General features: G+C 43.5%; 24 protein-coding genes and 1 tRNA gene. 20 read left to right on the top strand and 5 right to left on the bottom strand.

All coding sequences use genetic code 11. The features are described 5' to 3' along the window. Positions 1–47: 47 nt before the first annotated feature. The 8 genes from AC6R16_RS05845 to AC6R16_RS05810 all read left to right on the top strand — a co-directional run bounded on the left by AC6R16_RS05845 (position 48) and on the right by AC6R16_RS05810 (position 9,292). Entirely contained in the window at positions 48–1,277 is a 1,230-nt protein-coding gene (locus AC6R16_RS05845; RefSeq protein WP_500673851.1) for a site-specific integrase, read from the top strand. Between the two features lie 21 nt (positions 1,278–1,298). Beyond that, positions 1,299–2,318 carry a hypothetical protein gene (locus AC6R16_RS05840; RefSeq protein ID WP_500673850.1) on the top strand — a complete coding sequence of 340 codons (1,020 nt, stop codon included), beginning with the start codon at positions 1,299–1,301 and terminating at the stop codon, positions 2,316–2,318. A gap of 75 nt (positions 2,319–2,393) precedes the next feature. Beyond that, entirely contained in the window at positions 2,394–2,633 is a 240-nt protein-coding gene (locus AC6R16_RS05835; protein ID WP_500673849.1) for a helix-turn-helix transcriptional regulator, read from the top strand. Beyond that, complete coding sequence (locus AC6R16_RS05830; protein WP_272275825.1) at positions 2,626–3,873, top strand: VapE domain-containing protein; 1,248 nt, start codon at positions 2,626–2,628, stop codon at positions 3,871–3,873. The genes AC6R16_RS05835 and AC6R16_RS05830 overlap by 8 nt, the downstream gene beginning before the upstream one ends. Positions 3,874–4,042: 169 nt before the next feature. After that, positions 4,043–5,404 (top strand): hypothetical protein, encoded by a 1,362-nt coding sequence (locus AC6R16_RS05825; protein ID WP_500673848.1) that lies wholly within the window; start codon positions 4,043–4,045, stop codon positions 5,402–5,404. Further along, positions 5,404–5,766 carry a hypothetical protein gene (locus tag AC6R16_RS05820; protein ID WP_500673847.1) on the top strand — a complete coding sequence of 121 codons (363 nt, stop codon included), beginning with the start codon at positions 5,404–5,406 and terminating at the stop codon, positions 5,764–5,766. The genes AC6R16_RS05825 and AC6R16_RS05820 overlap by 1 nt, the downstream gene beginning before the upstream one ends. A gap of 504 nt (positions 5,767–6,270) precedes the next feature. After that, the gene (locus AC6R16_RS05815; RefSeq protein WP_500673846.1) at positions 6,271–7,101 is read left to right on the top strand and encodes an MBL fold metallo-hydrolase; all 831 of its coding nucleotides are present in this window, start codon (positions 6,271–6,273) and stop codon (positions 7,099–7,101) included. 268 nt (positions 7,102–7,369) lie between these two features. Further along, positions 7,370–9,292, top strand: coding sequence for a protein-arginine deiminase family protein (locus AC6R16_RS05810; RefSeq protein ID WP_500673845.1), 1,923 nt, complete (start codon positions 7,370–7,372; stop codon positions 9,290–9,292). Between the two features lie 436 nt (positions 9,293–9,728). On the opposite strand, the gene AC6R16_RS05805 is transcribed toward AC6R16_RS05810, so the two are convergent. Together AC6R16_RS05805 and AC6R16_RS05800 are read right to left on the bottom strand one after the other, a co-directional pair. Beyond that, a tRNA-Arg gene (locus AC6R16_RS05805) sits at positions 9,729–9,805 on the bottom strand. Between the two features lie 53 nt (positions 9,806–9,858). Further along, the gene (locus AC6R16_RS05800; protein WP_500641659.1) at positions 9,859–10,995 is read right to left on the bottom strand and encodes a flagellar assembly protein FlgT; all 1,137 of its coding nucleotides are present in this window, start codon (positions 10,993–10,995) and stop codon (positions 9,859–9,861) included. A 163-nt stretch (positions 10,996–11,158) separates the two neighbouring features. Here AC6R16_RS05800 and AC6R16_RS05795 point away from each other — a divergent pair, with 163 nt between their 5' ends. Together AC6R16_RS05795 and flgP are read left to right on the top strand one after the other, a co-directional pair. Further along, positions 11,159–11,794 carry a FlgO family outer membrane protein gene (locus AC6R16_RS05795; protein WP_331425247.1) on the top strand — a complete coding sequence of 212 codons (636 nt, stop codon included), beginning with the start codon at positions 11,159–11,161 and terminating at the stop codon, positions 11,792–11,794. A gap of 8 nt (positions 11,795–11,802) precedes the next feature. Continuing rightward, the gene (flgP, locus tag AC6R16_RS05790) at positions 11,803–12,234 is read left to right on the top strand and encodes a flagellar assembly lipoprotein FlgP (protein ID WP_004746782.1); all 432 of its coding nucleotides are present in this window, start codon (positions 11,803–11,805) and stop codon (positions 12,232–12,234) included. Positions 12,235–12,300: 66 nt separating this feature from the next. Here flgP and AC6R16_RS05785 read toward each other — a convergent pair whose 3' ends face one another. The 3 genes from AC6R16_RS05785 to flgA all read right to left on the bottom strand — a co-directional run bounded on the left by AC6R16_RS05785 (position 12,301) and on the right by flgA (position 13,890). After that, positions 12,301–12,726, bottom strand: a complete 426-nt coding sequence (locus tag AC6R16_RS05785) for a flagella synthesis protein FlgN (protein WP_500673844.1) — start codon at positions 12,724–12,726, stop codon at positions 12,301–12,303. An 18-nt stretch (positions 12,727–12,744) separates the two neighbouring features. Then, complete coding sequence (flgM, locus tag AC6R16_RS05780; protein WP_500641661.1) at positions 12,745–13,059, bottom strand: flagellar biosynthesis anti-sigma factor FlgM; 315 nt, start codon at positions 13,057–13,059, stop codon at positions 12,745–12,747. Between the two features lie 84 nt (positions 13,060–13,143). After that, a complete protein-coding gene (gene flgA / locus AC6R16_RS05775) occupies positions 13,144–13,890 on the bottom strand; it encodes a flagellar basal body P-ring formation chaperone FlgA (RefSeq protein ID WP_500673843.1) in 747 nt (248 codons plus the stop codon). 80 nt (positions 13,891–13,970) lie between these two features. Here flgA and AC6R16_RS05770 point away from each other — a divergent pair, with 80 nt between their 5' ends. From AC6R16_RS05770 to AC6R16_RS05725, 10 genes are all read left to right on the top strand, one after another. After that, positions 13,971–14,897: a chemotaxis protein CheV gene (locus AC6R16_RS05770; protein ID WP_004746774.1), complete on the top strand. Its 927-nt coding sequence runs from the start codon at positions 13,971–13,973 to the stop codon at positions 14,895–14,897. 12 nt (positions 14,898–14,909) lie between these two features. Continuing rightward, positions 14,910–15,737, top strand: a complete 828-nt coding sequence (locus AC6R16_RS05765; protein ID WP_004746773.1) for a protein-glutamate O-methyltransferase — start codon at positions 14,910–14,912, stop codon at positions 15,735–15,737. Positions 15,738–15,979: 242 nt separating this feature from the next. Then, positions 15,980–16,378, top strand: a complete 399-nt coding sequence (gene flgB, locus AC6R16_RS05760) for a flagellar basal body rod protein FlgB (RefSeq protein ID WP_100753759.1) — start codon at positions 15,980–15,982, stop codon at positions 16,376–16,378. After that, positions 16,379–16,795: a flagellar basal body rod protein FlgC gene (flgC, locus tag AC6R16_RS05755; RefSeq protein WP_171383551.1), complete on the top strand. Its 417-nt coding sequence runs from the start codon at positions 16,379–16,381 to the stop codon at positions 16,793–16,795. 15 nt (positions 16,796–16,810) lie between these two features. Continuing rightward, entirely contained in the window at positions 16,811–17,521 is a 711-nt protein-coding gene (gene flgD, locus AC6R16_RS05750; protein WP_004746769.1) for a flagellar hook assembly protein FlgD, read from the top strand. A 39-nt stretch (positions 17,522–17,560) separates the two neighbouring features. Beyond that, positions 17,561–18,865, top strand: coding sequence for a flagellar hook protein FlgE (gene flgE, locus AC6R16_RS05745; RefSeq protein ID WP_500673842.1), 1,305 nt, complete (start codon positions 17,561–17,563; stop codon positions 18,863–18,865). A gap of 214 nt (positions 18,866–19,079) precedes the next feature. Next, positions 19,080–19,829, top strand: a complete 750-nt coding sequence (gene flgF / locus AC6R16_RS05740; protein ID WP_069666949.1) for a flagellar basal-body rod protein FlgF — start codon at positions 19,080–19,082, stop codon at positions 19,827–19,829. Between the two features lie 19 nt (positions 19,830–19,848). Further along, a complete protein-coding gene (flgG, locus tag AC6R16_RS05735) occupies positions 19,849–20,637 on the top strand; it encodes a flagellar basal-body rod protein FlgG (RefSeq protein WP_004746763.1) in 789 nt (262 codons plus the stop codon). Between the two features lie 25 nt (positions 20,638–20,662). After that, on the top strand, positions 20,663–21,442 hold the full coding sequence (gene flgH / locus AC6R16_RS05730) for a flagellar basal body L-ring protein FlgH (protein ID WP_500673841.1): 780 nt from the start codon (positions 20,663–20,665) through the stop codon (positions 21,440–21,442). 67 nt (positions 21,443–21,509) lie between these two features. Then, the gene (locus AC6R16_RS05725) at positions 21,510–22,601 is read left to right on the top strand and encodes a flagellar basal body P-ring protein FlgI (RefSeq protein WP_500673840.1); all 1,092 of its coding nucleotides are present in this window, start codon (positions 21,510–21,512) and stop codon (positions 22,599–22,601) included. The last annotated feature ends 3 nt before the right edge of the window (positions 22,602–22,604 follow it).

Here is a 22,604-nt window from a genome sequence, read left to right as displayed (position 1 = left end):
ATCTTTGTCGATGGAACTACGCTTCATTTGCTACATGGAATCGCGTAATGCCAGTCACAAAGAAGATAACAGTTTCGACGATTAAGGGTCTTCGTATCGAGGATAGGAGAATTAATGATACAGAAATTCACGGCTTCCATGCTCGCATTTCATTGCAGGGGAAAGTGAAGTATTACTTCTACTACCGTGTCGATGGCAAACAACGAAACTACCTTATTGGCTCTGGTTCTGTACTCTCGCCGAATCAAGCAAGAGACAGGGCAAAAGAAGTCGCTGGGCTTGTGGCTAGTGGTGTTGATGTTCATATCGACAAGCGAGAGCTGAAAACCGCAAAGACAATCAAACTAACACTTGGTACTTACCTTGAAGAAACGTATTTACCCTATCTTGAATCTTTAAACCCCAAAACATCTCGCCATGCTTATCGAGTTATCACGTCTAGTTTCAAATCAATCCTCAAGAAACCGCTGGCTGAGGTTAATGCTTGGGATATACAGAAATGGGTAACCGAGCGGCGTAAACTTGGTCGCTCTCCCGCTACTATCAGTTACGCCGTTAATCGATTAAAAGACGCATTCAACCGTGCTGTTGAATGGGAATGGATTGAATCTCATAACTTGAACAAAGTTAAGTTAGTAAGAGAAGAAAACACACGTGTTCGGTATTTGTCAGAGATGGAGGAAGGAACACTAATGCGAGCTCTTAGAAATAGAGACGAGCAAATTAGAGCTCAGAGACGTTCTGGAAATCGACACCGACAAGAGAGAAATCAACACCTTTACCCAACTTTTGATAACGTTAGATTTGTCGATTACCTAGAGCCCCTTGTAATCACGGCAATAAACACCGGTTTACGCAGAGGAGAATTACTGGCTTTGAAGTGGGACGATGTTGATTTTGAGCAGCAATATCTTTCCGTGAGAGCCCAGAACGCAAAAGCTAAAAAAAGTCGCAATATCCCTCTCAATGATACCGTCTTAGAAGTTTTGGAGTCTTGGCAGCTTCAAAATAAGAGGCGCGACTATGTGTTTGCATCTAGGTCTGATGTTCCTATCAAAGATATTAAAAAGCCATGGTTAAGGGTTCTTCGGGAAGCAAAAATAACCGACTTTCGATTTCATGATCTCCGTCACCACTTCGCTAGCAAATTAGTCATGGTTGGAGTGGATTTAAACACGGTACGTGAGCTATTGGGACACTCTGATCTGAAAATGACCTTGAGGTATGCCCACTTAGCACCGGAGCACAAAGCCGCAGCCGTTAGTCTTATAGGCTAATCGATTATGTTGGAATCAATCATGGAAGATAAGCGCGAGTTTATAAGGTTATCCGAGCTAGAAAAAATAACTCCGGTCAACCGTGAGCAAGTGATGGATGCGATTGAGTACGACAGATTCTGCTTGAACGCACTAGTAAATTTACAGGGTGCAGGTGGAGTTTCTAGCGACAACACGTTACTAGCGATTTTTGATTTTAGAGGAATTGTAAAACTTACCAATAAGCAGTCTCTCTCTTTAATCAATGACGGCAGCTTGAAGCTGACAAAGTTGGAAGTCGTTAAATTTTTGAGTTGTTCAAAACACAGATTAGTTAGCGATGTTTTTCCCAAATGTGCAGAGGGTTGTTTTAATCGTATTGCTACTTCCTTAGATGAGCTTGAAGGCCTTGAATACATTGTTTCACGTGTGGTGCTCGGGATTCCTGAACAATCGAGCCTCAAGCATTTCTTTGAGAAAGAAATGGGGTGTAGATTGGATGAAAAGCCAAATGAAGTGGGCTTTGCGGCAGCGCTGAAGATCTTTGACTCAGGGGTCAGTGCTTTTTCTAAGAGTACTCGTAATTTAATGCTGCAACCTATTAGTTTAAAAACAGAGTCTATTAGGTTGAGCCGTCAAGCTCTCTATCAGCATTTCGGTTTAGGTAACCAGTTAGGTAACCATTTAGATTCGGTTGCAGTAACCGAAGTAAACCAAGTGAATACTGGCGCTGTAGGAAGTTATCAATCTCCAGACTCTATGCGGTTAGCTAACCGACACGACAACCCAAACCTAACCGACTTTAACCAATCGGTAGAGACTCATCCTATAAAAGAAATTCAGAAACGAGTTTTAGAGAAGTATCCAGATGCTCAGTCTAGAGAAGTCTGGAATCGCATTCGTCAGGATATCCGGACTGAAGCCTATGAATTCGATATTGATATGGTCGTAGATGAGATCAGTGATGAAAGGTTGATATACAAAAGTACTGGAGAAGAAGGGCTGTCTTACCGACGTTTTCAAAACATTTTGAGTGAGGTTAGGAAAAACATGCACGGCTAAATGCACGGTTTTATGCACGTGAAGATAATCCATTTTCTTATTGTTCCGTCACGAACAACGAAGGAGATGAGTGTTATGTCAGTCTACTTAAACAAACGAGCATATACAGAGCAGGAAACCGCCGAGTACATTGGAATGAGTCGTTCTTTTCTGAGACAGGCGAGAATGGAAGGACTGAGAGGCAATCGAACTGCAGCACCACCATTTATCAAGATTGGCCGTTCTGTCCGCTATCTAAAAGAGGATCTAGATAGCTGGTTAGATAACCATTCTAAACTGGAGCATGTTCTTCAGGGGGGGCTGAGCAATGTCTAATGATGGGGAAACACTTCAATTTCCCCATGTGAAGTATACGGATTCAGGAAAGCTAATCGTACTCAATACAGCCAGCAACCTGAAGGCGTTACTCGAATATGCGGGATACGAAGCAAAACACAACAAAATGACATTGGAGCAGGATATCTATAGTGGTCAGGAGTGCATAGGCACTCCTGAAGTCATCAGAAGTGAATTGATATCCCTAGCCTCGATTCACTCTCTACCGAGAGCCTCAATTGATGACCACTTTGCAGCAGTGGCACTGGAAAATAGTTACCACCCTATAGAGGAATGGTTGAATGACTCATGGGATGGAAAAAAGCGAGTAGATAAAGTTATCAGTTGTTTGAGAGCCAAAAACAACGGACTTGCTTCCGTTGTTATGAAACGATGGTTAGTGGGGTGCGTTGCATCTCTATACGTCCCTAACTTTAAGTCGAAGTTAGTGCCAGTTCTGCAAGGGGAACAGTCGTTTCGAAAAACAGCGTTTGTAGAGCGTATTGCCACTGTGATGCATGGTGCCTTTTTAGAAGGTTCGGAGCTTAACCCTGACAATAAAGATAACGTTCTTTCGGTAATTCGTTCATGGATTGTTGAACTCGGAGAGTTAGAGCGTTCGACGCGAAACTGTCAGGGAGCGTTGAAGGCATTTATTACGCGATCATGCGACACGATAAGACCACCGTATGCGAGAACGGACATTAAAAAGCCCAGACAGACGAACTTAATAGCCACCGTAAATGGTACCGACTTCCTTAAAGATGAAACGGGAAACTCAAGATATGCGGTGATTGAGTTAGTGAAAGAGACAGACATGTCATTACTCAATGAAGTTTTAGGGTGGCGCTTTTCTCGCTCTGGAGAGTTGGTGTTAATCAATCCTGAACGGTTGAAGCAGTTTTGGCTTGAGGTAAAGCATCTACTTTTAAACGAAGGCTATGCTTGGACGTTGACTAGAGATGAGCAAAGGCTTATTGCAGAAGACTCCGAAAAGTATGTTGATAAAGGGGTTTGGTACAACATGCTTTCCGAACATATCAATGTTTGTGAAGACAAAGCGCGAGAGTGGATGACGACCAAGCAGATCTGTGAATTTATAGGCATAAATGTCTCTAGAGGTAATGCAGTGGGTAAAGCACTATCCCTGTTAAGTAAGGAAGGAAAAATAGAAAGGAAATTGCTCAATGGAACGAATAGATATTGCTTTCCCACCGTGACGCCATTGGAGTCTTTATGAAGGTTAGAACTTCAATCCACTTACCCCACTTGTCAGCTGTGGAGTGGGGTAAGTGGGGGAGGTTCAAAGGGAGTTTAGGTGAGAAAAACTGCCTGTCTGAGCAAGTTTTTACCCTGAATATTCGTAGTGTATGCTACGCCAAAAAGTTAGTTGAACTGGTATTAAAATCATGTCGTTAGAAGAAGAATTCTTTGGCAAGAAATTAAAGAATACAGACTTATATCGTGATATAGGAACACCTATGGGTTTCGGCCCTCGTGAACTTGCCCCTAAAGAAGAAGTAAAACCAAAACTAAGCACTAAAGAGCGTTTAGACCAGCAGCGAAGAGAGAATCACGCTGCGAGTGAAAATAACTGGAATCAAATTCAAGCTAACAATACGGAACAGGAAAAAGCTGTCGCATTTGCGTTAGGTTGGATGCAGTGCGAGGCTACCCAATCTCAGGATGAGCTTTGGGCTAGTTTGTTTACTTCTGAAACGACGCCAGAACAAAAGCAACTGGTTAAAAAGGCTAATGCCCATCTTAATAACCCTGTACGCCAAGGTGAGATTGTAGTGGTTGTTTCAGGAGAACCTGTTACAGAGTCAGACAAGAATAGACTGACCTACTTAATAGAAGACGCTAGGGCTGCGAGTAATGCATTAATAAGGCTCACTGAAGAGGAGGTTGCTACTGCATATCGATATTTTGAGCTATTGGATTATAAGCTCTCAGAAGCTGGGGAGTATTTTGTCGATGAGGTCTTTCCAAAAACCAGCAAGTACATTATTGATAATGCGAAGCTAACGGATGATTTTGCTATAGCGAGCTTAGGTGTTGGTGCGGCAGCCGCTGCGGTAGAGTCAAGATTGACGCATATAAACTCAATTTTGGAAGAGCTAAATCATCTGTATGTTAGAGACGTTGCTGTAGCGAATAAAACCGGAGTGATGAACTATGGTCCATTCATTGCCGAGAGAGCTAAGCTATTAGGTAAACTAGATGATGGTTTAACATCCCTAAGCAAGAGAAGTGTCAATATCCCTGCATTTAAGCAAATTAAGAGAAACCTAAGATTATCTACTAAATCGGTAATTCACAATGCGGATGAGATCATCTCAAAAGGTGTAGTTCCGCACCTTGGACGACGCATTGCGAGAGTTGCACTTGCAATAATGGGATCAAAAGCTGTTGGGTGGCTAGGTGTGCTACTTGGAGTAGGGAGTGCTGCAACCAATATTCATAAGGCTTGTGTGATTGAAGAAAATGGCGAGTGCGCTAAGACTTCATTTAAAGAGGTAGCAGGTCTTTATGGTGGTTACTACGGTGGAATTAAAGGTGGAGCCATGGGTGTTACTATTGCTTTAGCAGTTGTGGGGTCAGCTGCATCAGCTCCAGTCGTTGCAATTGCGGTTATAGTTGGTGGTGGTGTGGGAGCGGCCGTCGGTGGCGTTTCTTTCTCGACTGCTGCGAAAATAGCAGCAGAGGGCACTTACGAGGTCGGTGAATTTATTTACGAGACCGCTATTGATGTGATAGAGGAATTTTAGTGGAACAGTGGGTTATTACTTTGTTGGGTGTACCGTTTTTCTTGATGGTTGCTTTATGGGTCATTTGGGTGCTCCCATATACTTTTCAAATGATTCGTTCTGGGTTGGGAGATTCACATCATATCTATAAACTAGATGAGGTGTTTGGGTTTGAAGAGACTAAAATGCAAGATTCGCTGTCGTTTGGTCGAGGTTCACGGTTTATTTCATATTCACGAAAGTATTTATTTAGAAAGACGGAACGCAGACTAGCAAATCCTATTGAGCATCGTGTCATGCTTATGAACTCTTTGTTTTCTTACACATCTATCGCGTTATTTTTGATTGGTTTCACCTTTAAACTGATTAACGGGTTTGGATAGTGCTACATAGTTTCTGTAAGGAAGTATCTGCTTTGCCTTCACGTTAGTATCTGATTTGGGTTCATTAGATTTGGCGTTAAAAATAATTGCAGTGGTTCTCTGGGGGTATGTGATCATCTGGACTTTACCTTTTGTGTTTATTTCAGCTAGAACAATACTTGGTGATTCAGAGAGAATGAAGTTCGTGGACAAACAGCTAGCATTAGAACCCCGTAAACTAGAAGCCAGTTGGTTAAGTAGGTCACTTGTATCTGTCGGTGGGCGATATCATCGTTATTGCATCGCTTACCCTTTTATAAAGCATAGGGTCAAGACTGACTCGACGAAATTTAAAGTAATAATGTTCCTTAACTCTTTGTGGTGTTGGAGCTTTTTTGCTTGTATAGCCTTAACTTTAGCTATCTCACTATAAGCTGGCACCATATACGTAATGGTTATCCTAATCGTATTAGTAGCATCTCGAAATACAAGTCAAATATCAGACGAACGATAAATGGTAACTCAATGAAAAGGTTTATATTAGGTCTTCTTATGTCTTGTTCTGGGCTTTCGATGGCAAGCGGACAAGCGCCAGAAATGACCGATAAAAATGGTTATATAGAACCATTCAAGATGTTCGATAATGTGTATTATGTTGGTGACAAGTGGGTTTCTTCTTACGCGGTAGAAACCAATGATGGGTTAGTGGTCATTGATTCTCTTGATTTCCCTTATTCTAAATGGATTCCTATAAACCTCAGAAAGCTAGGACTTGAAGATAGGGGAGTCACACATGTTCTAGTGACTCATGGACACTCAGATCACGTTGGTGGAGCTCAGTACTTACAAGAAATGTATGATGCGAAGGTAGTGATGACAAAGAGTGCCTACGAACTATCTATACAGCAATCGAAGGAAGCAAAGGAACTAAACAAGTTTATACCCCCAAAGTTAGATATTGAGATCAAAGACGATGTATCAATGGAACTTGGCGGTAAAGAGTTCAAGTTTTACCTTACTCCTGGTCATACTCTTGGCGACTACTCATTGGATTTCACTGTCGAGGATAGCGACAAAGAGTATAGAGCCTTCATTGTTGGTGGTCATAGCTATAGTGGTAAAGACCCAGAGATGATTGGAATGTTTTTGAACAGTATGGATAAGATAAGAAAAATAGCGCTTCAGTCACCAATTGTTAGCGTGAACCTTTCCAATCATCCACACAAAAACTATCTGTTTGAGAACAGAGATAAACTTGGCAATAACGGAAATCCATTCATTAGTGAAACCAATTTTTTCAAATTCATTAAGCAACAAGAAAACTTAGCTAAAGGAAAGGTAACTAAGCTCAATTAAGCACTAAACCATTCCTATCCTACTTCGAGTCAATAGGATCTCTGTTGGCTCATCTTTGCCCCAAAGTTTGTTACGCTTTCTTGCGAAGAGCAGATCCATATACCTCTTCCAATACTAAAAATGGAGAATAGAAACAAGTTGACTATAATGAGAGGCGGCGTAGGTGTCATCACTAGAACCCCTAGTAACTTATCGACATTGTTGTCCTACACCTTCTAAGTGAATTATTTGTTCAAGACATAACTTAATAATGGAAGGATTACTAACAATGAAAGCTCAAATCTTGTTTATCTCAGGGGAATGGAAAAGGATAAATGTAGAAAAACAACTTGGAGGTATTGAGTTTAGTACCGGCAATTCAGCACTTGCTATTGAATGCTATATCAATGGAGGTTGGACACCTGTTATCCACAACCAACTCATAAATGCTCCAATATTAGCTACACGTATTAAATCAGAGTCAGGCGGTGAATCCAAGCTAACTGTCAAATACTATCATCCAAACGGGCAGTTAGAAAAAGAACATATATCAGATTTATTTGTCTTTAAGCTGCAATTGCAGACTGACAGCACTCGAAACGGCCAGCTTGATTACCAAGACAATGCTGCTGATGTGTGGGTGTGGGGGCAAGAGCAACGCGGTGCCATCGTTATGGTCAACAATGACAAAGATATCAATGATGCGCATCCTACTTTAGGCGGCTTTTCCGAATGGGCACCATTCCACTTGTTAGACATGGGTTTTAATCAGTTACCGTTCGGAATTACTGCAAAGCTGTTTACTACAGAATCAGCAGCACGACGCTTTTCTATTTATAAAGAAAACGCATCCGGACAGTTTGAAGTAATATTGGGAAGATCCAATAAGAATCTTCTCGTAACTTCTCCAGATTTAAGTTCACGAGGCGAAACGCTTTTCATTGAAGCGCACGAGTACCCTTCTTCAGATTTTGAGGGGCTAATCACAATTGAAGCTGGACTCGTTCAAAATAAAGTTGTCACACTTTCTACTAGCGCAGTTTTTAGAGTCGCCCCTTGGATCATGACTCCAAACACTTTACCTCCCAAGCAAGTGTACACGTGTAGGGTTGGCCCAACAGAACACAACCCAAATCAATTATTTTTGAAAGAGCTCAAACAGGCACTAGACACAATATCGGTGCCACTCACAATCATTGAACCACAAGACAATCTAGGTGATAGATGGATTCAGGATGAAATTGAGTTTGGTTACCAACAAAGCCCTACTCATGTTCTTCCTGTCGTCATGGATAGCCCAAGAGATAGAGGACTTGATGATTTTCCAGAAAAGGCCTTATTAGGAGAAGATTTTGGCCATTTTCAGATAGGTGGAAGCGATGCCAATAGCCTCGACTCATTCGGAAACTTAGAGGTAAGCCCCCCTGTAACAGTCAATGGAACCAATTATCCGTTTGGCCGCATAGTGTTTGGTGGAAAAAAGTATGGGGAGTACAATGATGGCGATAGACAAATGATGCCTCAACTACGTAAATTTCTCTATGGACAAAAAGTACAACATCCTTTTGAGATAAATACTGACTGGTTAGCTGTTGGACATGTTGACGAAATAATATGTTTTATTCCAGCACCAAATGAAATCGGCTTTGTTGTCGGGGTAGCCTCTATAGATAAAGCTAGGGACATACTGAATGACCTTGAGCACCGTGGCTATGGTAGTGAGATTATGTTTCAAGGTAGAATGCGCGGTACTCCAGCCAGCGGCGATTCAGCGGAAATAAGTATTAGTTCACTGTTGGCGAACAACCAATTCTGGCAGTTCAATGACAACTGTCAGGCACACATGGACGGCAATGTGTTAACTCTAAAAAAAGAATTGGGGATTGACGACTCACATATTGTGAACATACCTGTATTATTCCATCCATCAGATGGGCGCACGCTTGCTTATTTCCCAGACATGGTAAACCATTTAGTTTTGGGTAACACTAGCATCGTGCCCAAACCATATGGTCCAGTAATAAATGGTGTTTGTGCTTTTGAAAAGGCTTTCTCGGAATCTCTCTATTGGCGAGACATTCACTTTATCCAAGATTGGTATGCTTACCATGAAATGTCAGGTGAAGTCCATTGTGGGACAAACACACTACGCGAACCATTCCCATCAAAAACATGGTGGTCATACAAGCCCGTAGGTGGATACGATATTTAAAAACTTCCGTTCATCGCCAATCACAGATTTATCTATGCTTGGCGATTTCTTTCGATGGCAGAGGTCAATGAAGCAAGTTACAAAAATAAATTTAGAGATACTGCCAGAGAATCATCTGATATTTGTTTTCCGCTAACAAATGCCATTCTTATAACTATTATTGGTGAACTAATGATGCATTAATTCTGATTCATGCATACGTTCGCCAATCCTAAGCGTCTTCAAATAACTGAATGCTCCAACCACTTTCTACAGAGGTTTGTTGAAGGGGCACAGAACTAATCTTTGTTCAGAAACTTGGCAGTTGGTACTTCTTAACTCAGAAGTGTCCAAATTCATGCTAGGTTATTTCTATCAAGTACATTTATTTGCTACACAGAAATAAATATACCAAAAAGGCCTGACAGCAAAATCTGCTCTCAGGCCTTTATTTATCTGGCGCTCCCGACAGGATTCGAACCTGTGACCTATCCCTTAGGAGGGGATCGCGCTATCCAGCTGTGCCACGGGAGCATTAATCTTATGATACTGATTTCAAATCATAAGTTAAGTACGAAGTGGTGTTTTTAAAGAATCTTGTGCATGACATCGCCGATTTGAATGCTCCCGGCAAGTTCGGCTTGGTCAACAGTAAGCTCCGCTTCATTCTCATACACGCGTGATACAGTTAGAGTAATATCGGTTTCAGTGACTTTGTTTCGTGGTAGCCCACGTTGATCAATAAATGAGCCTGTGTGCCATAGTTGCAACTTATCACCTTCCATTACACCGTGAATGCGCCCAAGATCGATTGTGATGGTGTTATCCCATTTGGCAACCACTTCTGGCAAGGTGATTTTACAAGAGACCTCTGACTCTAGATCCAACATAATGTTACGGCTAACGCGCAGCATCATGTCGCCATAGGTCGAAGCCCAAAAGCGCGCACTACGTGTATCGACTTGGCTGGTCTTAGCAAACGGCCAACTTGCTACTTCTCGATAGTTACGGTTATAGACTTCGTTCCCCGTCTTTCCGTCAAAGACTTGCATCTCTAAAGCAAACTGGCGGTTTATTACGTCGTCGCTGAGCAAGCCTCCGGCTTCGATGGTCGCTGTTAAGTCAGTAATCACGCCCCCGATGATGTATTGAGCACCGGTATCTTCAGCGATCATTTTTAGCCGCTCTGGATAACGTTTGTTAATTTCAAAATCAGTGGTACCAACAGAAACGAAGTTGGCAGACTGTTGATCTAGCTGACGATTGATAACATTGGCGAAGTCATCCCCAACGCTGTAGATTTGCCCCATTACCGCTTGTTGAGGGGAGGCAATATCTATATTGCCGACCAGAAAAGTCTTTTTATACTGGCTAACGTGGCAACCCGTTGCCGATGGGTAAATATCAATGCGAGCTTTAACAAACATTACGCCACTGCGAGTTTTCTGCTCATCAACCAAGATATAGCGTACTTCGCTGTTGGTAAATTGATATTCCTTTCTATCGCTTTCTAACAGTGGGCGTAGATTAGAGATACTGCCAATATCTGCGCCAGAGAAGCTCACTGCTTTGAATAGAGCGTCCTCTAAGGCATGTATACGGGCGACTTCTTCCGAAGAGACGACAGTAGCCGTCCCAGTCACTTCAAACCACGCCGCAGTTGCCGTGTTGGCAAGTACGCTTAGGTAAAGTGTGGAGAAGAAGAGAAGAAGCGATTTTTTCATATCTAGTTACCAAGTTGGTTCATTTCTTGCTTGTTAAATCGTAGCTGATTTAGGCATTGCCTTTCTAAGTCGTTGCAAACATAGAAAAGCAAGGAATGTTCCACTTTTAGAAGAGAGCTAAAAGATCTGACATTTTAAGCCTTAATGTATCGGAGATTTGAGAATGAAAAAATGGCTATCGCTAGTCCCTGTGGTGTTTCTCACCGCTTGTGCCTATGCTCCAATATATAACGGTAAAGAACCGTACCCAGGCTCGCAGTTTATGCTGATGGAGAGCCCGCGTCATACTCTTGACTTCTTTGTAGAGAGTATGACGGAAGACTTAATGATTTCGAACACCAGTGTGTCTGCACGTACACCGATAGCTGTGACCTCGTTTGTTGACCTACAAAATATGGATGCAACCAACTGGTTGGGTAACTCGGTGTCTGAAGGCTTTATCCACCAGTTCCAACGTCGTGGATTTAAAGTAGTAGACTTCAAAACAACGGGTTCTATTCAGGTGACGCATCAAGGTGATTTTGCCTTTAGTCGTGATTGGAAAGACTTGGCGCAAGAGCAAGATATTCAATACGTCCTAACGGGTACTATGTTGCGTCAAGAAGGCGGGGTATTGGTGAACGCTCGAGTCGTCGGTATGCAGTCGCGAGTCGTGGTTGCTACGGCTCAAGGATTCTTACCAGCGGATCGCATTGGTCGAGATCTTGATACCCTTAATAGTATTCGTACCCAAGATGGTGTATTAATCCGTTCTGACCCCACGATGACTCAGCCTTACACGGTTATATTGCGTCCATAGGAGACAAGATGAAAAAGCTACTACTCCTGATTGTTGCTTTAGTTATGGTCGGTTGCCAGCCTCTAACCGATATGCGTAAAGATGACTGGTTAACAGCCGTCGGTTACGCAAGCATCAGCGAGCAAAAAGGCCGCAATGAAGAAGAAAAGCAAGTTCGCGCTATGCGCGCTTCTAAAATCGATGCGTATCGCGAGCTAGCGGAGCAAGTCTACGGAATGCGTGTCAGTGGCCGTGCTGACCTGCAAGATCAACGTCTGGGCACTGAACTGACGTCTGGTGCTGTTGATGGTGTAATACGTGGTGCTGAAGTGGTACGCAGTTACAAAGTAGGCGACAGCTATGTCACAGAGCTAAGATTGGATATTCAGAAAATGAATAAGCTACGTGATTATGGCGAGGTACAAACGGTTCCTGAAAAACGTCAACAGACACTATTTTAAAACTTTAATCTCCGAACAAACAAAAAGCGGCAACCAATGGTTGCCGCTTTTTTTTGATTTCTATTCCTAAGCTTTGATATTAGTGCCTAACGTCGTGACATTTTTGGTTTGACCTTCAGCAGTATAGGTCATACCTAACTTGCCTTGAGATTGCTGCATTAGGTTATTGAGTTTGTTAAAGCTAAGTTGCGCACGTTGCAGTGCCTGACCATTAACTTCGTTGGCTTGCTGGCAATCACTGATTAAAGAGCGAATCTGCTCAACCAGAGGGCTCAACTCTGGATCGTGCGATAAGCTTTCTACTTCAGGATGCCGACGAAGACGTTCGTCAGTAGTCTGTAACTGTTCAATTAAGACAATCTTGTTTTTGGCGATAGCTTCGATATCTTTTGATACTCGATTTGCAATCGCAACTCTTTCTTGCTCAAGAACATCGGTAAGCTCTTGGGCATTTTTCAATTGAAACTCGATCAAACTTAATATCGCAGCCATGGTCAACAATCCCGCAGATTATAGTCCGCCAAGCTCTTTTTCGAACTTAATCATATTGTCGGCAAGTTTTTGAGGATCGACATTGTATGAGCCGTTAGCAATCGCTTCTTTGATTGCGGCTACTTTAGCTTTGTCAAAGCTAGGTTGGCTGACCATTTGATTATGCATTTCTCCCACCGCCTTGCCTTGTGAGCTGAGTGAAACTGCATCCTGAGCGACATCAGACTTTTTTGCCGAGTCTGAGTTGCTTGTTGGACTGCTTTCGTTACGAACAGAACTGCGCGTCGAAGTTGATAGCGTTTGCCCTGAACGTATGTTGTCGATACCTGCCATAATTGTTGAGCCTTTTGAAGATTTATCTATATGTACTGTCAATATCGACGCGTACGGTTAAAACTTTAGCTTTTTTTAAAAGTTCTAAAAAATCACCGTCACTTCTGAAATTCCAGTTACACGTCCTTCAATTATACGGTTGGATTTACTATTTTTCACCCTTATCTGTTCACCATGTGAACCATCTGCGAGCGCAACACCTTTTGTGGTAATCGTCATACCAGACTTGACGGCTTTAATTGTGACGGTTTCATTGCGACATACGACGCAAATATCTCTAGCTTCTATAATGTCACCAGAGCGAAGGTTTTTCTTTGCTTTTGCGCCTATTACTGCATCAATTGTGGAAAAGCCTTGCCGCCTAAAGCGTTGTAAGTCTACCATATTAATAGTGATATCTTGAGCAGCAATGATTTGTCCACGTGATAGAGGTGTAGTCAATACAACTTGTGGTCCGGTACGAGTTAAACGCACTGGGACGTAGACTCGCCAATCATCATCAGGGCATTCTACCAATACGGTGATGTTACTGGCGTTGGGGTTGGTCGATGAAGAAGAACTATTGAGCCTAGTAGGGCAGTCTGTCGCGAAAATTCGGCTATCTAAATTAGCCGCTTTGGCCTCAAGTGTGCCACCTGAAGGCCACTCAATAGTTGCAAGAATGTACTCCTCTGCAGCTTGTTGAATAAGTTGGATTTGGTTTTCTGTTGCAGATGTCGCTGAAAAACTAAAGAAAAACAACAAAAAGCCGATAGACTTATAAAACTTTTTATAGAAAGCTCTACAATTAGTTATGGAAAATGAGCATAAGTGTGATTTAAAGTATGTCATTCTGTTTCTCTAAAGTTTTACATGGCCGTTAGTAGACTACCATTTTTTTTAGCATTAAAGTTTGAGATGGAGATGAGCTTATGTCGGGTATTCTTGATTCTGTGAATCAGCGTACGCAACTCGTCGGACAAAACCGATTAGAACTCCTAACTTTTCGCCTGATGGGGCGTCAACGTTATGGAATTAACGTATTTAAAGTAAAAGAGGTACTTCAGTGCCCTAAGCTTACTTCAATGCCAAACTTACACCGACTCGTCAAAGGTGTGGCTCATATTCGTGGCCATACCGTTTCTGTTATTGATTTAAGTCTGGCGGTGGGGGGCAGACCTACTACTGACGTCGAAAAAGCTTTTGTAGTTATTGCTGAATTTAACCGCACTATTCAGGCCTTTTTGGTTACTTCTGTCGAGCGTATTATTAATATGCACTGGGAAGCAATTTTGCCACCACCTGAAGGGGCTGGTAAATCCAATTACTTAACGGCTGTCACCAACATTGATAACGAGCTAGTTGAAATTCTCGATGTAGAGAAAATTCTTGCAGAAATCGCGCCAGTTGACGAGACAATGGATGCATCAATAGGCGAAGAGATTGCTCAGGTTGAGGCAGAAAAAGAGATTGTACGTCGTATTCTCATTGCGGATGACTCGACGGTTGCACGTAAGCAGGTTGAGCGCGCAATTACATCATTAGGATTTGAAGCCGTTGCTGTTATTGATGGTAAGCAAGCTTATGAGAAGCTAGTAGAAATGGCAGCTGAGGGCAGTATCTATGACCAGATTTCTTTGGTTATCTCAGATATCGAGATGCCGGAAATGGATGGCTATACACTAACAGCCGAAATAAGGCGTAACCCTGATCTTAAAGATCTTTATGTTATTCTTCACTCATCACTTAGTGGTGTATTTAACCAAGCGATGGTTGAGCGGGTAGGAGCTAACTCCTTTATTGCGAAATTCAACCCTGATGAGCTTGGTAATGCAGTAAAAGCTGCACTTACAGAATAAAAAGAGAAGTTAATGACAGCGATAACTATAAGCGATCAAGAGTATCGTGATTTCAGCCGATTCTTAGAGTCACAATGTGGTATTGTGCTTGGTGATAGTAAGCAGTACCTAGTCAGAAGCCGACTAAGCCCGCTCGTCACTAAGTTTAAGTTAGCGACTCTGTCTGACTTGCTTAGAGATGTGGTGACTGGGCGTAATCGTGAACTGCGTGTTGCCGCTGTTGATGCCATGACCACCAACGAGACACTGTGGTTTCGTGATACCTATCCATTTGAAGTGCTTGCTAACAAGTTGTTGCCAGAAGCGGCAGCCAATAAGCGTCCAATTAAGATTTGGTCTGCGGCAAGTTCTTCAGGTCAAGAGCCTTATTCTATGGCGATGACGATACTTGAGACCCAGCAACGCAAACCTGGCATGCTGCCTAGCGTGTCTATTACCGCTACTGATATCTCAGCGAGCATGCTTGATATGTGTCGTGCTGGTGTTTATGACAATTTGGCGTTAGGTCGAGGTCTCTCACCTGAACGACGACGCAATTTCTTCGAAGATGCTGGTGATGGCCGCATGAAGGTCAAAGATAACGTGAAGCGTTTGGTTAACTTCCGCCCACAGAACTTAATGGATAGCTACGCGCTGCTCGGTAAGTTTGACATCATCTTCTGCCGTAATGTGCTTATCTACTTCTCGCCGGACATGAAGTCTCAAGTATTGAACCAAATGGCGAATAGCTTAAACCCTGGCGGGTATCTGCTGTTGGGGGCTTCCGAATCTTTAACTGGGCTTACTGACCGATTTGAGATGGTTAGATGTAATCCGGGTATTATCTACAAACTCAAATAATCGAGCCTTAATCCTTCAAATGCCCAGCCTTAATGCTGGGCATTTTTGTATCTATTCCCTAGTTAACTTGTATACTTTCTACGAGTCATTCCAAACTTTTTAGCATGATGTCGCCATATGAGTTGGCGTACTTATTGCAAATTATCCAATTGAAAGTAATAGTGGAACAAACTTTATTAAAGTTGGTACGCTAATTGCTTTTACATTTAATAGTAACGGTCAGTTCTTGAGTAGAGGTTAACATGGCTATTTCTTTCGACAACGCATTAGGTATCCACCAATACACGGTGGGCGTACGTGAGCGCAATGCAGAGGTGATTTCCACCAACATTGCACAAGCGAACACTCCAGGCTACAAATCGAAAGGGATGGACTTCCAAAAGGCACTGCAGGCGGCAACATCAGAGGCAAGCATCGGGCTTAGTCGAACTGATAGTCGGCATATTCCTGCCTCTACTAGGGTGACAGGGGAAGTAATGTATCGTCTTCCTACACAACCTGACACAGGTGATGGCAATACGGTTGATGTGGATTTGGAGCGTAACTTGTTTATGCAAAATCAAATCAGACACCAAGCCTCACTTGACTTCTTAGGAAGTAAATTCAAGAACTTAACTAAAGCATTAAAAGGGAGTAACTAGATGAGCTTATTTAACGTTTTCAATGTAACTGGTTCTGCCATGAGCGCTGAATCTGTTCGTCTAAATACGACCTCAAGTAACTTAGCCAATGCGGACAGTATCTCTAGCTCTGCGAAAGATACCTATAAAGCCCGCCACGCTGTGTTCGGTGCGGAGTTAAGTAAGGCAAAGTATGGCCGCGACCATACGGTGCCAGTGAAAGTGATGGGTATTGTCGAAAGTGATAAGCCGCTTGATGCGGAGTACAACCCTGACCATCCACTCGCTAATGACGAAGGGTATATCTACAAGCCTAACGTTAATGTGATGGAAGAGATGGCTAACATGATTTCTGCTTCACGTTCTTACCAAACGAACGTTCAAGTAGCAGATGCAAGCAAACAAATGCTGCTGCGTACGCTGCAGATGGGTCAATAAGGATAGGAGGTAACTATGGCCGATGGCATTAATAATGTTGGTCAAAGCGGCTTGTCCTATGTAGACCAGCTTAAACAGCTTCAGGACAAGAACAAGCCCAACGAGACAACAGGTAAGCAGGATCTTAAACAAGAAGACTTCTTATCTCTGCTCACTAAGCAACTTGCCCAGCAAGACCCATTTAAGCCGGTTAGCAATGACCAGATGATTGCACAGATGGCGTCGTTTGCGACGGTAGACGGAATCGGCAAAATGAACAATCAGTTTGAAACACTGAATGCGTCGATGACTTCTAACCAAGCACTTCAAGCCTCTTCTCTTGTCGGCCGAGACGTTCTCGTCCCAGGCGCAGCAGGGGTTAAGGCTGATGACGGCTCAATGGCTGCCATGGTGAAACTCCCTCAATCTGTCGATAACTTGATGGTGAGAGTGGAAGACCAAATGGGTCAGCTAATCCGTACCTTTGATGTAGGCTCTAAACCTCCGGGTGACAGCCGAATTGAATGGGATGGTAAAGATCAAAACGGTAATCCATTGCCGGCAGGTAAATACAATGTGAAAGCATCGGGTTTACTAGATGGCAAGGCCAAAGAGTTTGAGGTTTCGACCTACGCTAATGTAAACAGTGTTCTCTTAGGTAAAGGCGATGGTAACGTACTACTCAATCTGGCTGGCTTTGAGTCGCCAGTTCGACTTGCTGAAGTACTAGAAGTTGGCAAAGCGTAACTCTTAAGTAGATATGCTAGCTAGATAGGAGATTTTGGAATGTCATATGTTGCACTAAGCGGTCTTTCCGCAGCTCAGTTAGATCTGAACACAACCAGTAACAACATTGCGAATGCGAACACGTACGGCTTTAAGGAGTCTCGTGCTGAATTTGGCGATGTTTACTCAAATTCACTTTTTACTCATGCGAAAACAACACCCGGACAAGGTGTACAAGCGGCTAAGGTTGCTCAGCAGTTCCACGAAGGCTCTAGTATTTATACTAACAACCCAATGGACTTGCGTATCAGCGGCACTGGCTTTTTCGCGGTAGCAAAAGATCGCCTAACACCAACCACCAATGAGTTAACGCGTAATGGTGCATTCCACCTGAACAAAGATAACTACATGGTGACGGCTAACGATGAGTTTTTGCTAGGTTATCAAGTAAATAAAGATACTGGTGACGTTCTCTCTTACGAGCCTTCGCCAATCAACATTCCAAAAGAGTTCGGTAAGCCAAAGCAGACATCAAACATTGATGTGGGTGTCAACCTCCCTGCTGGTGGTGACCTGAAGGATCCGGCGTTGTTTGATTTCTCAGACCCAGAAACGTACAACCGTTCGACTTCATCGACCATTTATGACTCTATGGGGCAGTCGTACAAGCTAACGACTTACTATCTAAAAGATCAAACTCAACCAAACACTTGGCAGACTTATTACACGGTCACTGACAGTGCGGGTGAGAAGCCGATCAATATTGTGGGTGGTGATGCGACATCACCAACAGGTCAAGTTGGTCATACCATGAAGTTTAACAATGATGGTACCTTAGCGAGTCTGAATAATGGTCAGAACATAGTCTCTGAGCCTCTAGGCGCAGGTGCGAATCCTGTTGAACTCAATGGTGCTGATGTTAACCAGGTTCTGTCATTTGGATTACAAGATGCGACTCAGTTTGCTGCTCCATTTGAACTAACGAAGTTTGATGAAGATGGCGCAACAACGGGTTTCTTGACTAAGGTTGACTTCGATGAGAATGGTAGCGTTTTGGGTACATACTCTAACGGTGAAAACATTATTCTAGGTCGTGTTTCATTGGTTCGTGTAGCGAATGAGCAAGGGCTAGATAAGAAGGGTGGTACTCAATGGGATTCTACTCAGTTCTCTGGGGACAAGATTTGGGGTGAGTCCAATAAAGGTTCATTCGGTACCATCAGTAGCGGTACTCTAGAGCAGTCGAATATCGACATGACGCAAGAGCTAGTTGACTTGATTTCTGCGCAACGTAACTTCCAAGCTAACTCTCGTTCGCTAGAAGTGCACAACCAAACGCAACAGAACATCCTACAAATTCGTTAATCTTTGTAAGGTATTCCTAGCGCGATGTCGCAATCATCTGAATAGCAAGCTGGTGGCAATGATCAGCTTGCTATTGTTGCCACTACGGCAAATCCCTCCGAAAATTCTCTGAAAATCTTGCCGTTTTTTAATTAAAACCTTGATATTAAAAATAAAATAAATTTGGCACGACAATTGCTTTTATTGATCTGAATTGTGATTTTTGGAGCAAATTATGGATCGTGCACTGTTTCTCGCTATGAGCGGCGCCAAGCAAAATATGCAGGCTTTGCAGCTTAGAGCAAACAACTTGGCGAACGTCAGTACCACGGGCTTCCGTGCTGATTTGGCGCAAGCTCGCTCAATGCAAGCGTATGGCGATGGTCTACCAAGCCGTGTGTTTAGCATGACAGAACGTCCGGGACATAATTTCCAACAAGGCAGCGTGATTACCACTGGGCGGGATTTAGACGTCACCATCCAAGGTGATGGCTGGATCTCTGTACTGGATAAAACGGGTAAAGAAGGTCTTACGCGCAACGGTAACCTGAAGATTGATGTCAATGGCTTGCTAGTCAGCGGCAACGGTAATCTTGTTCTAGGTGAAACGGGTGCACCAATCACATTGCCTATCCCAATCAGTAAAGTTGAGATTGGTAACGACGGTACGATTTCTGTTGTTCCTCAAGGTGCTCCAGCCGATGCAATTGAAGTGGTTGACCGTATCAAACTCACTCGCACCAACAATCAATCACTATTCAAAGATATTAACGGCTTGTTCCGTGCAAAAGATCCTAATGCGGCATACGAAGCGGATGCCAGTGTAAAACTGCTCACAGGCGCAATTGAAGGTAGTAATGTCAATGCTATTGGCGAGATGACCAATTTAATTGACTTGCAACGTCAGTTTGAAATGCAAGTAAAAATGATGAGCACAGCAGAAGACATGGACAAAGCGTCTGATTCTCTGCTTCGTATGAGCTAACAGATTCTAGGAGAGAGTTATGCATCCGGCACTATGGGTAAGTAAAACGGGCTTAGACGCTCAACAAACCAACATTTCAACCATTTCAAACAACTTGGCGAACGCTTCAACCGTTGGTTATAAAAAGAGCCGTGCGGTTTTTGAAGATTTGTTCTATCAGAACATCAATCAGCCAGGTGGTCAGTCTTCTCAGAATACTGAATTGCCAAGCGGCTTGATGCTAGGCGCGGGTTCTAAAGTTGTCGCGACACAAAAAGTCCATACTCAAGGCAACACTCAAACAACCAACAATAGCCTGGATATGATGATCGAAGGTGACGGTTTCTTCCAGATTCTGATGCCAGACGGCAACATTGGTTATTCTCGTAACGGTCAATTTACTGTTAACGACGAAGGGGTCATTGTGACTTCAGGCGCAGGTTATGCCCTTGAGCCTGAAATTGCTATCCCAGAAGACGCCATCAGTATTACGGTTGGTACGGATGGTGAGGTATCTGTTCGCGTTCGTGGTCAGCAAGACAACCAAGTGGTTGGTCAGATTGCAACGGTCGATTTCATTAACCCAGGTGGTTTAGAGCCAATTGGTCAAAACCTTTACCTACCAACAGGCGCGAGTGGTGATCCACAAGAGGGCGTACCGGGTTTTGACGGTTTTGGTGAAGTCAGACAATCGATGCTAGAAACCTCCAACGTTAACGTGACTGAAGAGCTAGTGAATATGATCGAAGCTCAGCGTGTGTATGAAATGAATTCTAAGGTCATCTCTGCCGTCGATAAGATGATGAGCTTCGTGAATCAGCAGCTGTAATCACTGCTTAGGGTGGAGATAAGAAATGAAACGTATAATCGCACTTTTTACAGTGGCAGTGGTGTCTGGGTGCTCGATGTTAGAGCCGCCAATTGAAACTCCGGATGTAACCCAAGGCACAACAACCGTTGATGCAGTCGAAGGGGATAAGTCTGCACAAGAGAGCTCGGGAATTATAGATACTCTTCGTGGCCGAGCAGACCCAGTTTCAGGCGACCCAGCTTGGGCACCAATTCACCCTAAACACAAGCCAGAGCATTACGCTGCGGAAACAGGTTCACTGTTCAACACGGCAAGCACTAATAGCTTATATGATGACTCAAAACCACGTGGCATCGGAGACATCATTACCGTAACGCTTGATGAGAGCACCAAGGCGGCTAAAAGCTCTGATGCAGATCTATCAAAAAACAATGATGCGTCAATGGATCCGCTAGAGGTCGGCGGTCAGCAACTGAATATTGGTGACTATAATTTCTCGTATAACTTAAGCAACGATAACAAGTTCAAGGGCAGTGCGGCGGCTAATCAGAGCAACAGTATTTCTGGCTCAATTACGGTTGAGGTTATCGAAGTGCTGGCCAACGGCAACTTGATTATTCGCGGTGAAAAGTGGCTTACACTTAATACTGGCGATGAGTACATTCGCTTAAGTGGCACTATCCGTCCAGATGACATCAAGTACGATAATACGATTGCATCGAACCGAATTTCTAATGCTCGTATTCAGTACTCAGGAACTGGAACGCAACAAGATATGCAAGAACCGGGATTCTTGGCACGATTCTTTAATGTCTCCCTATAAATCCATCTGATGCCGCTTTTTTGGCAGCGTGTTAAGTGGGCATAGAGATTAGAACAAGGGTATGATCATGAAAAAGTTGTTTCTCCTTTTTACCAGTATGATGTTTATCGCGACGTCGGCTCAGGCGGCGCGTATCAAAGATGTCTCGCAAGTCGCTGGTGTTCGTAGCAACCAATTGGTTGGCTATGGTTTGGTTACAGGCTTGCCTGGAACCGGAGAATCAACCCCCTTTACTGATCAAAGCTTTAATGCAATGTTGCAGAATTTTGGTATTCAAATGCCGCCAGGCACAAAGCCAAAAAGTAAGAACGTTGCTGCTGTTATTGTAACTGCTGAGCTGCCTGCGTTTTCAAAGCAAGGTCAAACCATTGATGTGACCGTCTCTTCGATTGGTTCGGCTAAAAGCCTACGAGGCGGGACGCTTATGCAAACCATGCTTAAAGGTCTCGATGGGCAAATCTATGCCGTAGCACAGGGCAACCTTGTCGTCAGTGGCTTTAGCGCAACAGGTGCGGATGGTTCAAAAATCGTCGGTAATAACCCGACAGCGGGTATGATTTCTAATGGCGCTATGGTTGAACGTGAGATACCCACTCCGTTTAGTCGTGGTGACTACATTACCTTTAACCTTCTAGAATCTGATTTTACTACTGCGCAGCGCATGGCTGATGCGGTAAACAATTTCCTTGGTCCGCAAATGGCCTCTGCGGTTGATGCGACATCTGTGAAAGTACGTGCACCGCGCGACATTACTCAACGCGTGGCTTTCTTATCTGCAATTGAAAACATCGAATTTAATCCTGCTGAAGGTTCGGCAAAAATCATTGTTAACTCACGTACTGGTACGATAGTGGTGGGCAAGCATGTTCGTTTGAAGCCCGCTGCAGTAACTCATGGTGGTATGACGGTGGCGATCAAAGAAAACCTCAATGTTAGTCAGCCTAACGCGTTTGGTGGTGGAGAGACTGTTGTCGTGCCAGATACGGATATCGAGGTAACGGAAGAGCAAGGTAAAATGTTTAAGTTTGAGCCGGGTCTGACTTTGGATGATCTGGTTCGAGCGGTAAATGAGGTTGGCGCAGCGCCTTCTGATTTAATGGCGATTCTGCAAGCGCTTAAGCAAGCAGGGGCGATTGAAGGTCAACTGATCGTTATCTAAGGA

Source organism: Vibrio sp. R10-SG3-ISO10, from assembly GCF_059834185.1.
The sequence above is the reverse complement of the archived record's forward strand: the minus strand, read 5'-3'. Positions and strand labels throughout refer to the sequence as shown.

What these genes read in the sequence shown, in the direction of transcription:
- AC6R16_RS05845 (WP_500673851.1), top strand. Translation starts at nt 48, where the DNA reads ATGCCAGTCACAAAGAAGATAACAGTTTCGACGATTAAGGGTCTTCGT.
- AC6R16_RS05840 (WP_500673850.1), top strand. Translation starts at nt 1,299, where the DNA reads ATGGAAGATAAGCGCGAGTTTATAAGGTTATCCGAGCTAGAAAAAATA.
- AC6R16_RS05835 (WP_500673849.1), top strand. Translation starts at nt 2,394, where the DNA reads ATGTCAGTCTACTTAAACAAACGAGCATATACAGAGCAGGAAACCGCC.
- AC6R16_RS05830 (WP_272275825.1), top strand. Translation starts at nt 2,626, where the DNA reads ATGTCTAATGATGGGGAAACACTTCAATTTCCCCATGTGAAGTATACG.
- AC6R16_RS05825 (WP_500673848.1), top strand. Translation starts at nt 4,043, where the DNA reads ATGTCGTTAGAAGAAGAATTCTTTGGCAAGAAATTAAAGAATACAGAC.
- AC6R16_RS05815 (WP_500673846.1), top strand. Translation starts at nt 6,271, where the DNA reads ATGAAAAGGTTTATATTAGGTCTTCTTATGTCTTGTTCTGGGCTTTCG.
- AC6R16_RS05810 (WP_500673845.1), top strand. Translation starts at nt 7,370, where the DNA reads ATGAAAGCTCAAATCTTGTTTATCTCAGGGGAATGGAAAAGGATAAAT.
- AC6R16_RS05800 (WP_500641659.1), bottom strand. Translation starts at nt 10,995, where the DNA reads ATGAAAAAATCGCTTCTTCTCTTCTTCTCCACACTTTACCTAAGCGTA.
- AC6R16_RS05795 (WP_331425247.1), top strand. Translation starts at nt 11,159, where the DNA reads ATGAAAAAATGGCTATCGCTAGTCCCTGTGGTGTTTCTCACCGCTTGT.
- flgP (WP_004746782.1), top strand. Translation starts at nt 11,803, where the DNA reads ATGAAAAAGCTACTACTCCTGATTGTTGCTTTAGTTATGGTCGGTTGC.
- AC6R16_RS05785 (WP_500673844.1), bottom strand. Translation starts at nt 12,726, where the DNA reads ATGGCTGCGATATTAAGTTTGATCGAGTTTCAATTGAAAAATGCCCAA.
- flgM (WP_500641661.1), bottom strand. Translation starts at nt 13,059, where the DNA reads ATGGCAGGTATCGACAACATACGTTCAGGGCAAACGCTATCAACTTCG.
- flgA (WP_500673843.1), bottom strand. Translation starts at nt 13,890, where the DNA reads ATGACATACTTTAAATCACACTTATGCTCATTTTCCATAACTAATTGT.
- AC6R16_RS05770 (WP_004746774.1), top strand. Translation starts at nt 13,971, where the DNA reads ATGTCGGGTATTCTTGATTCTGTGAATCAGCGTACGCAACTCGTCGGA.
- AC6R16_RS05765 (WP_004746773.1), top strand. Translation starts at nt 14,910, where the DNA reads ATGACAGCGATAACTATAAGCGATCAAGAGTATCGTGATTTCAGCCGA.
- flgB (WP_100753759.1), top strand. Translation starts at nt 15,980, where the DNA reads ATGGCTATTTCTTTCGACAACGCATTAGGTATCCACCAATACACGGTG.
- flgC (WP_171383551.1), top strand. Translation starts at nt 16,379, where the DNA reads ATGAGCTTATTTAACGTTTTCAATGTAACTGGTTCTGCCATGAGCGCT.
- flgD (WP_004746769.1), top strand. Translation starts at nt 16,811, where the DNA reads ATGGCCGATGGCATTAATAATGTTGGTCAAAGCGGCTTGTCCTATGTA.
- flgE (WP_500673842.1), top strand. Translation starts at nt 17,561, where the DNA reads ATGTCATATGTTGCACTAAGCGGTCTTTCCGCAGCTCAGTTAGATCTG.
- flgF (WP_069666949.1), top strand. Translation starts at nt 19,080, where the DNA reads ATGGATCGTGCACTGTTTCTCGCTATGAGCGGCGCCAAGCAAAATATG.
- flgG (WP_004746763.1), top strand. Translation starts at nt 19,849, where the DNA reads ATGCATCCGGCACTATGGGTAAGTAAAACGGGCTTAGACGCTCAACAA.
- flgH (WP_500673841.1), top strand. Translation starts at nt 20,663, where the DNA reads ATGAAACGTATAATCGCACTTTTTACAGTGGCAGTGGTGTCTGGGTGC.
- AC6R16_RS05725 (WP_500673840.1), top strand. Translation starts at nt 21,510, where the DNA reads ATGAAAAAGTTGTTTCTCCTTTTTACCAGTATGATGTTTATCGCGACG.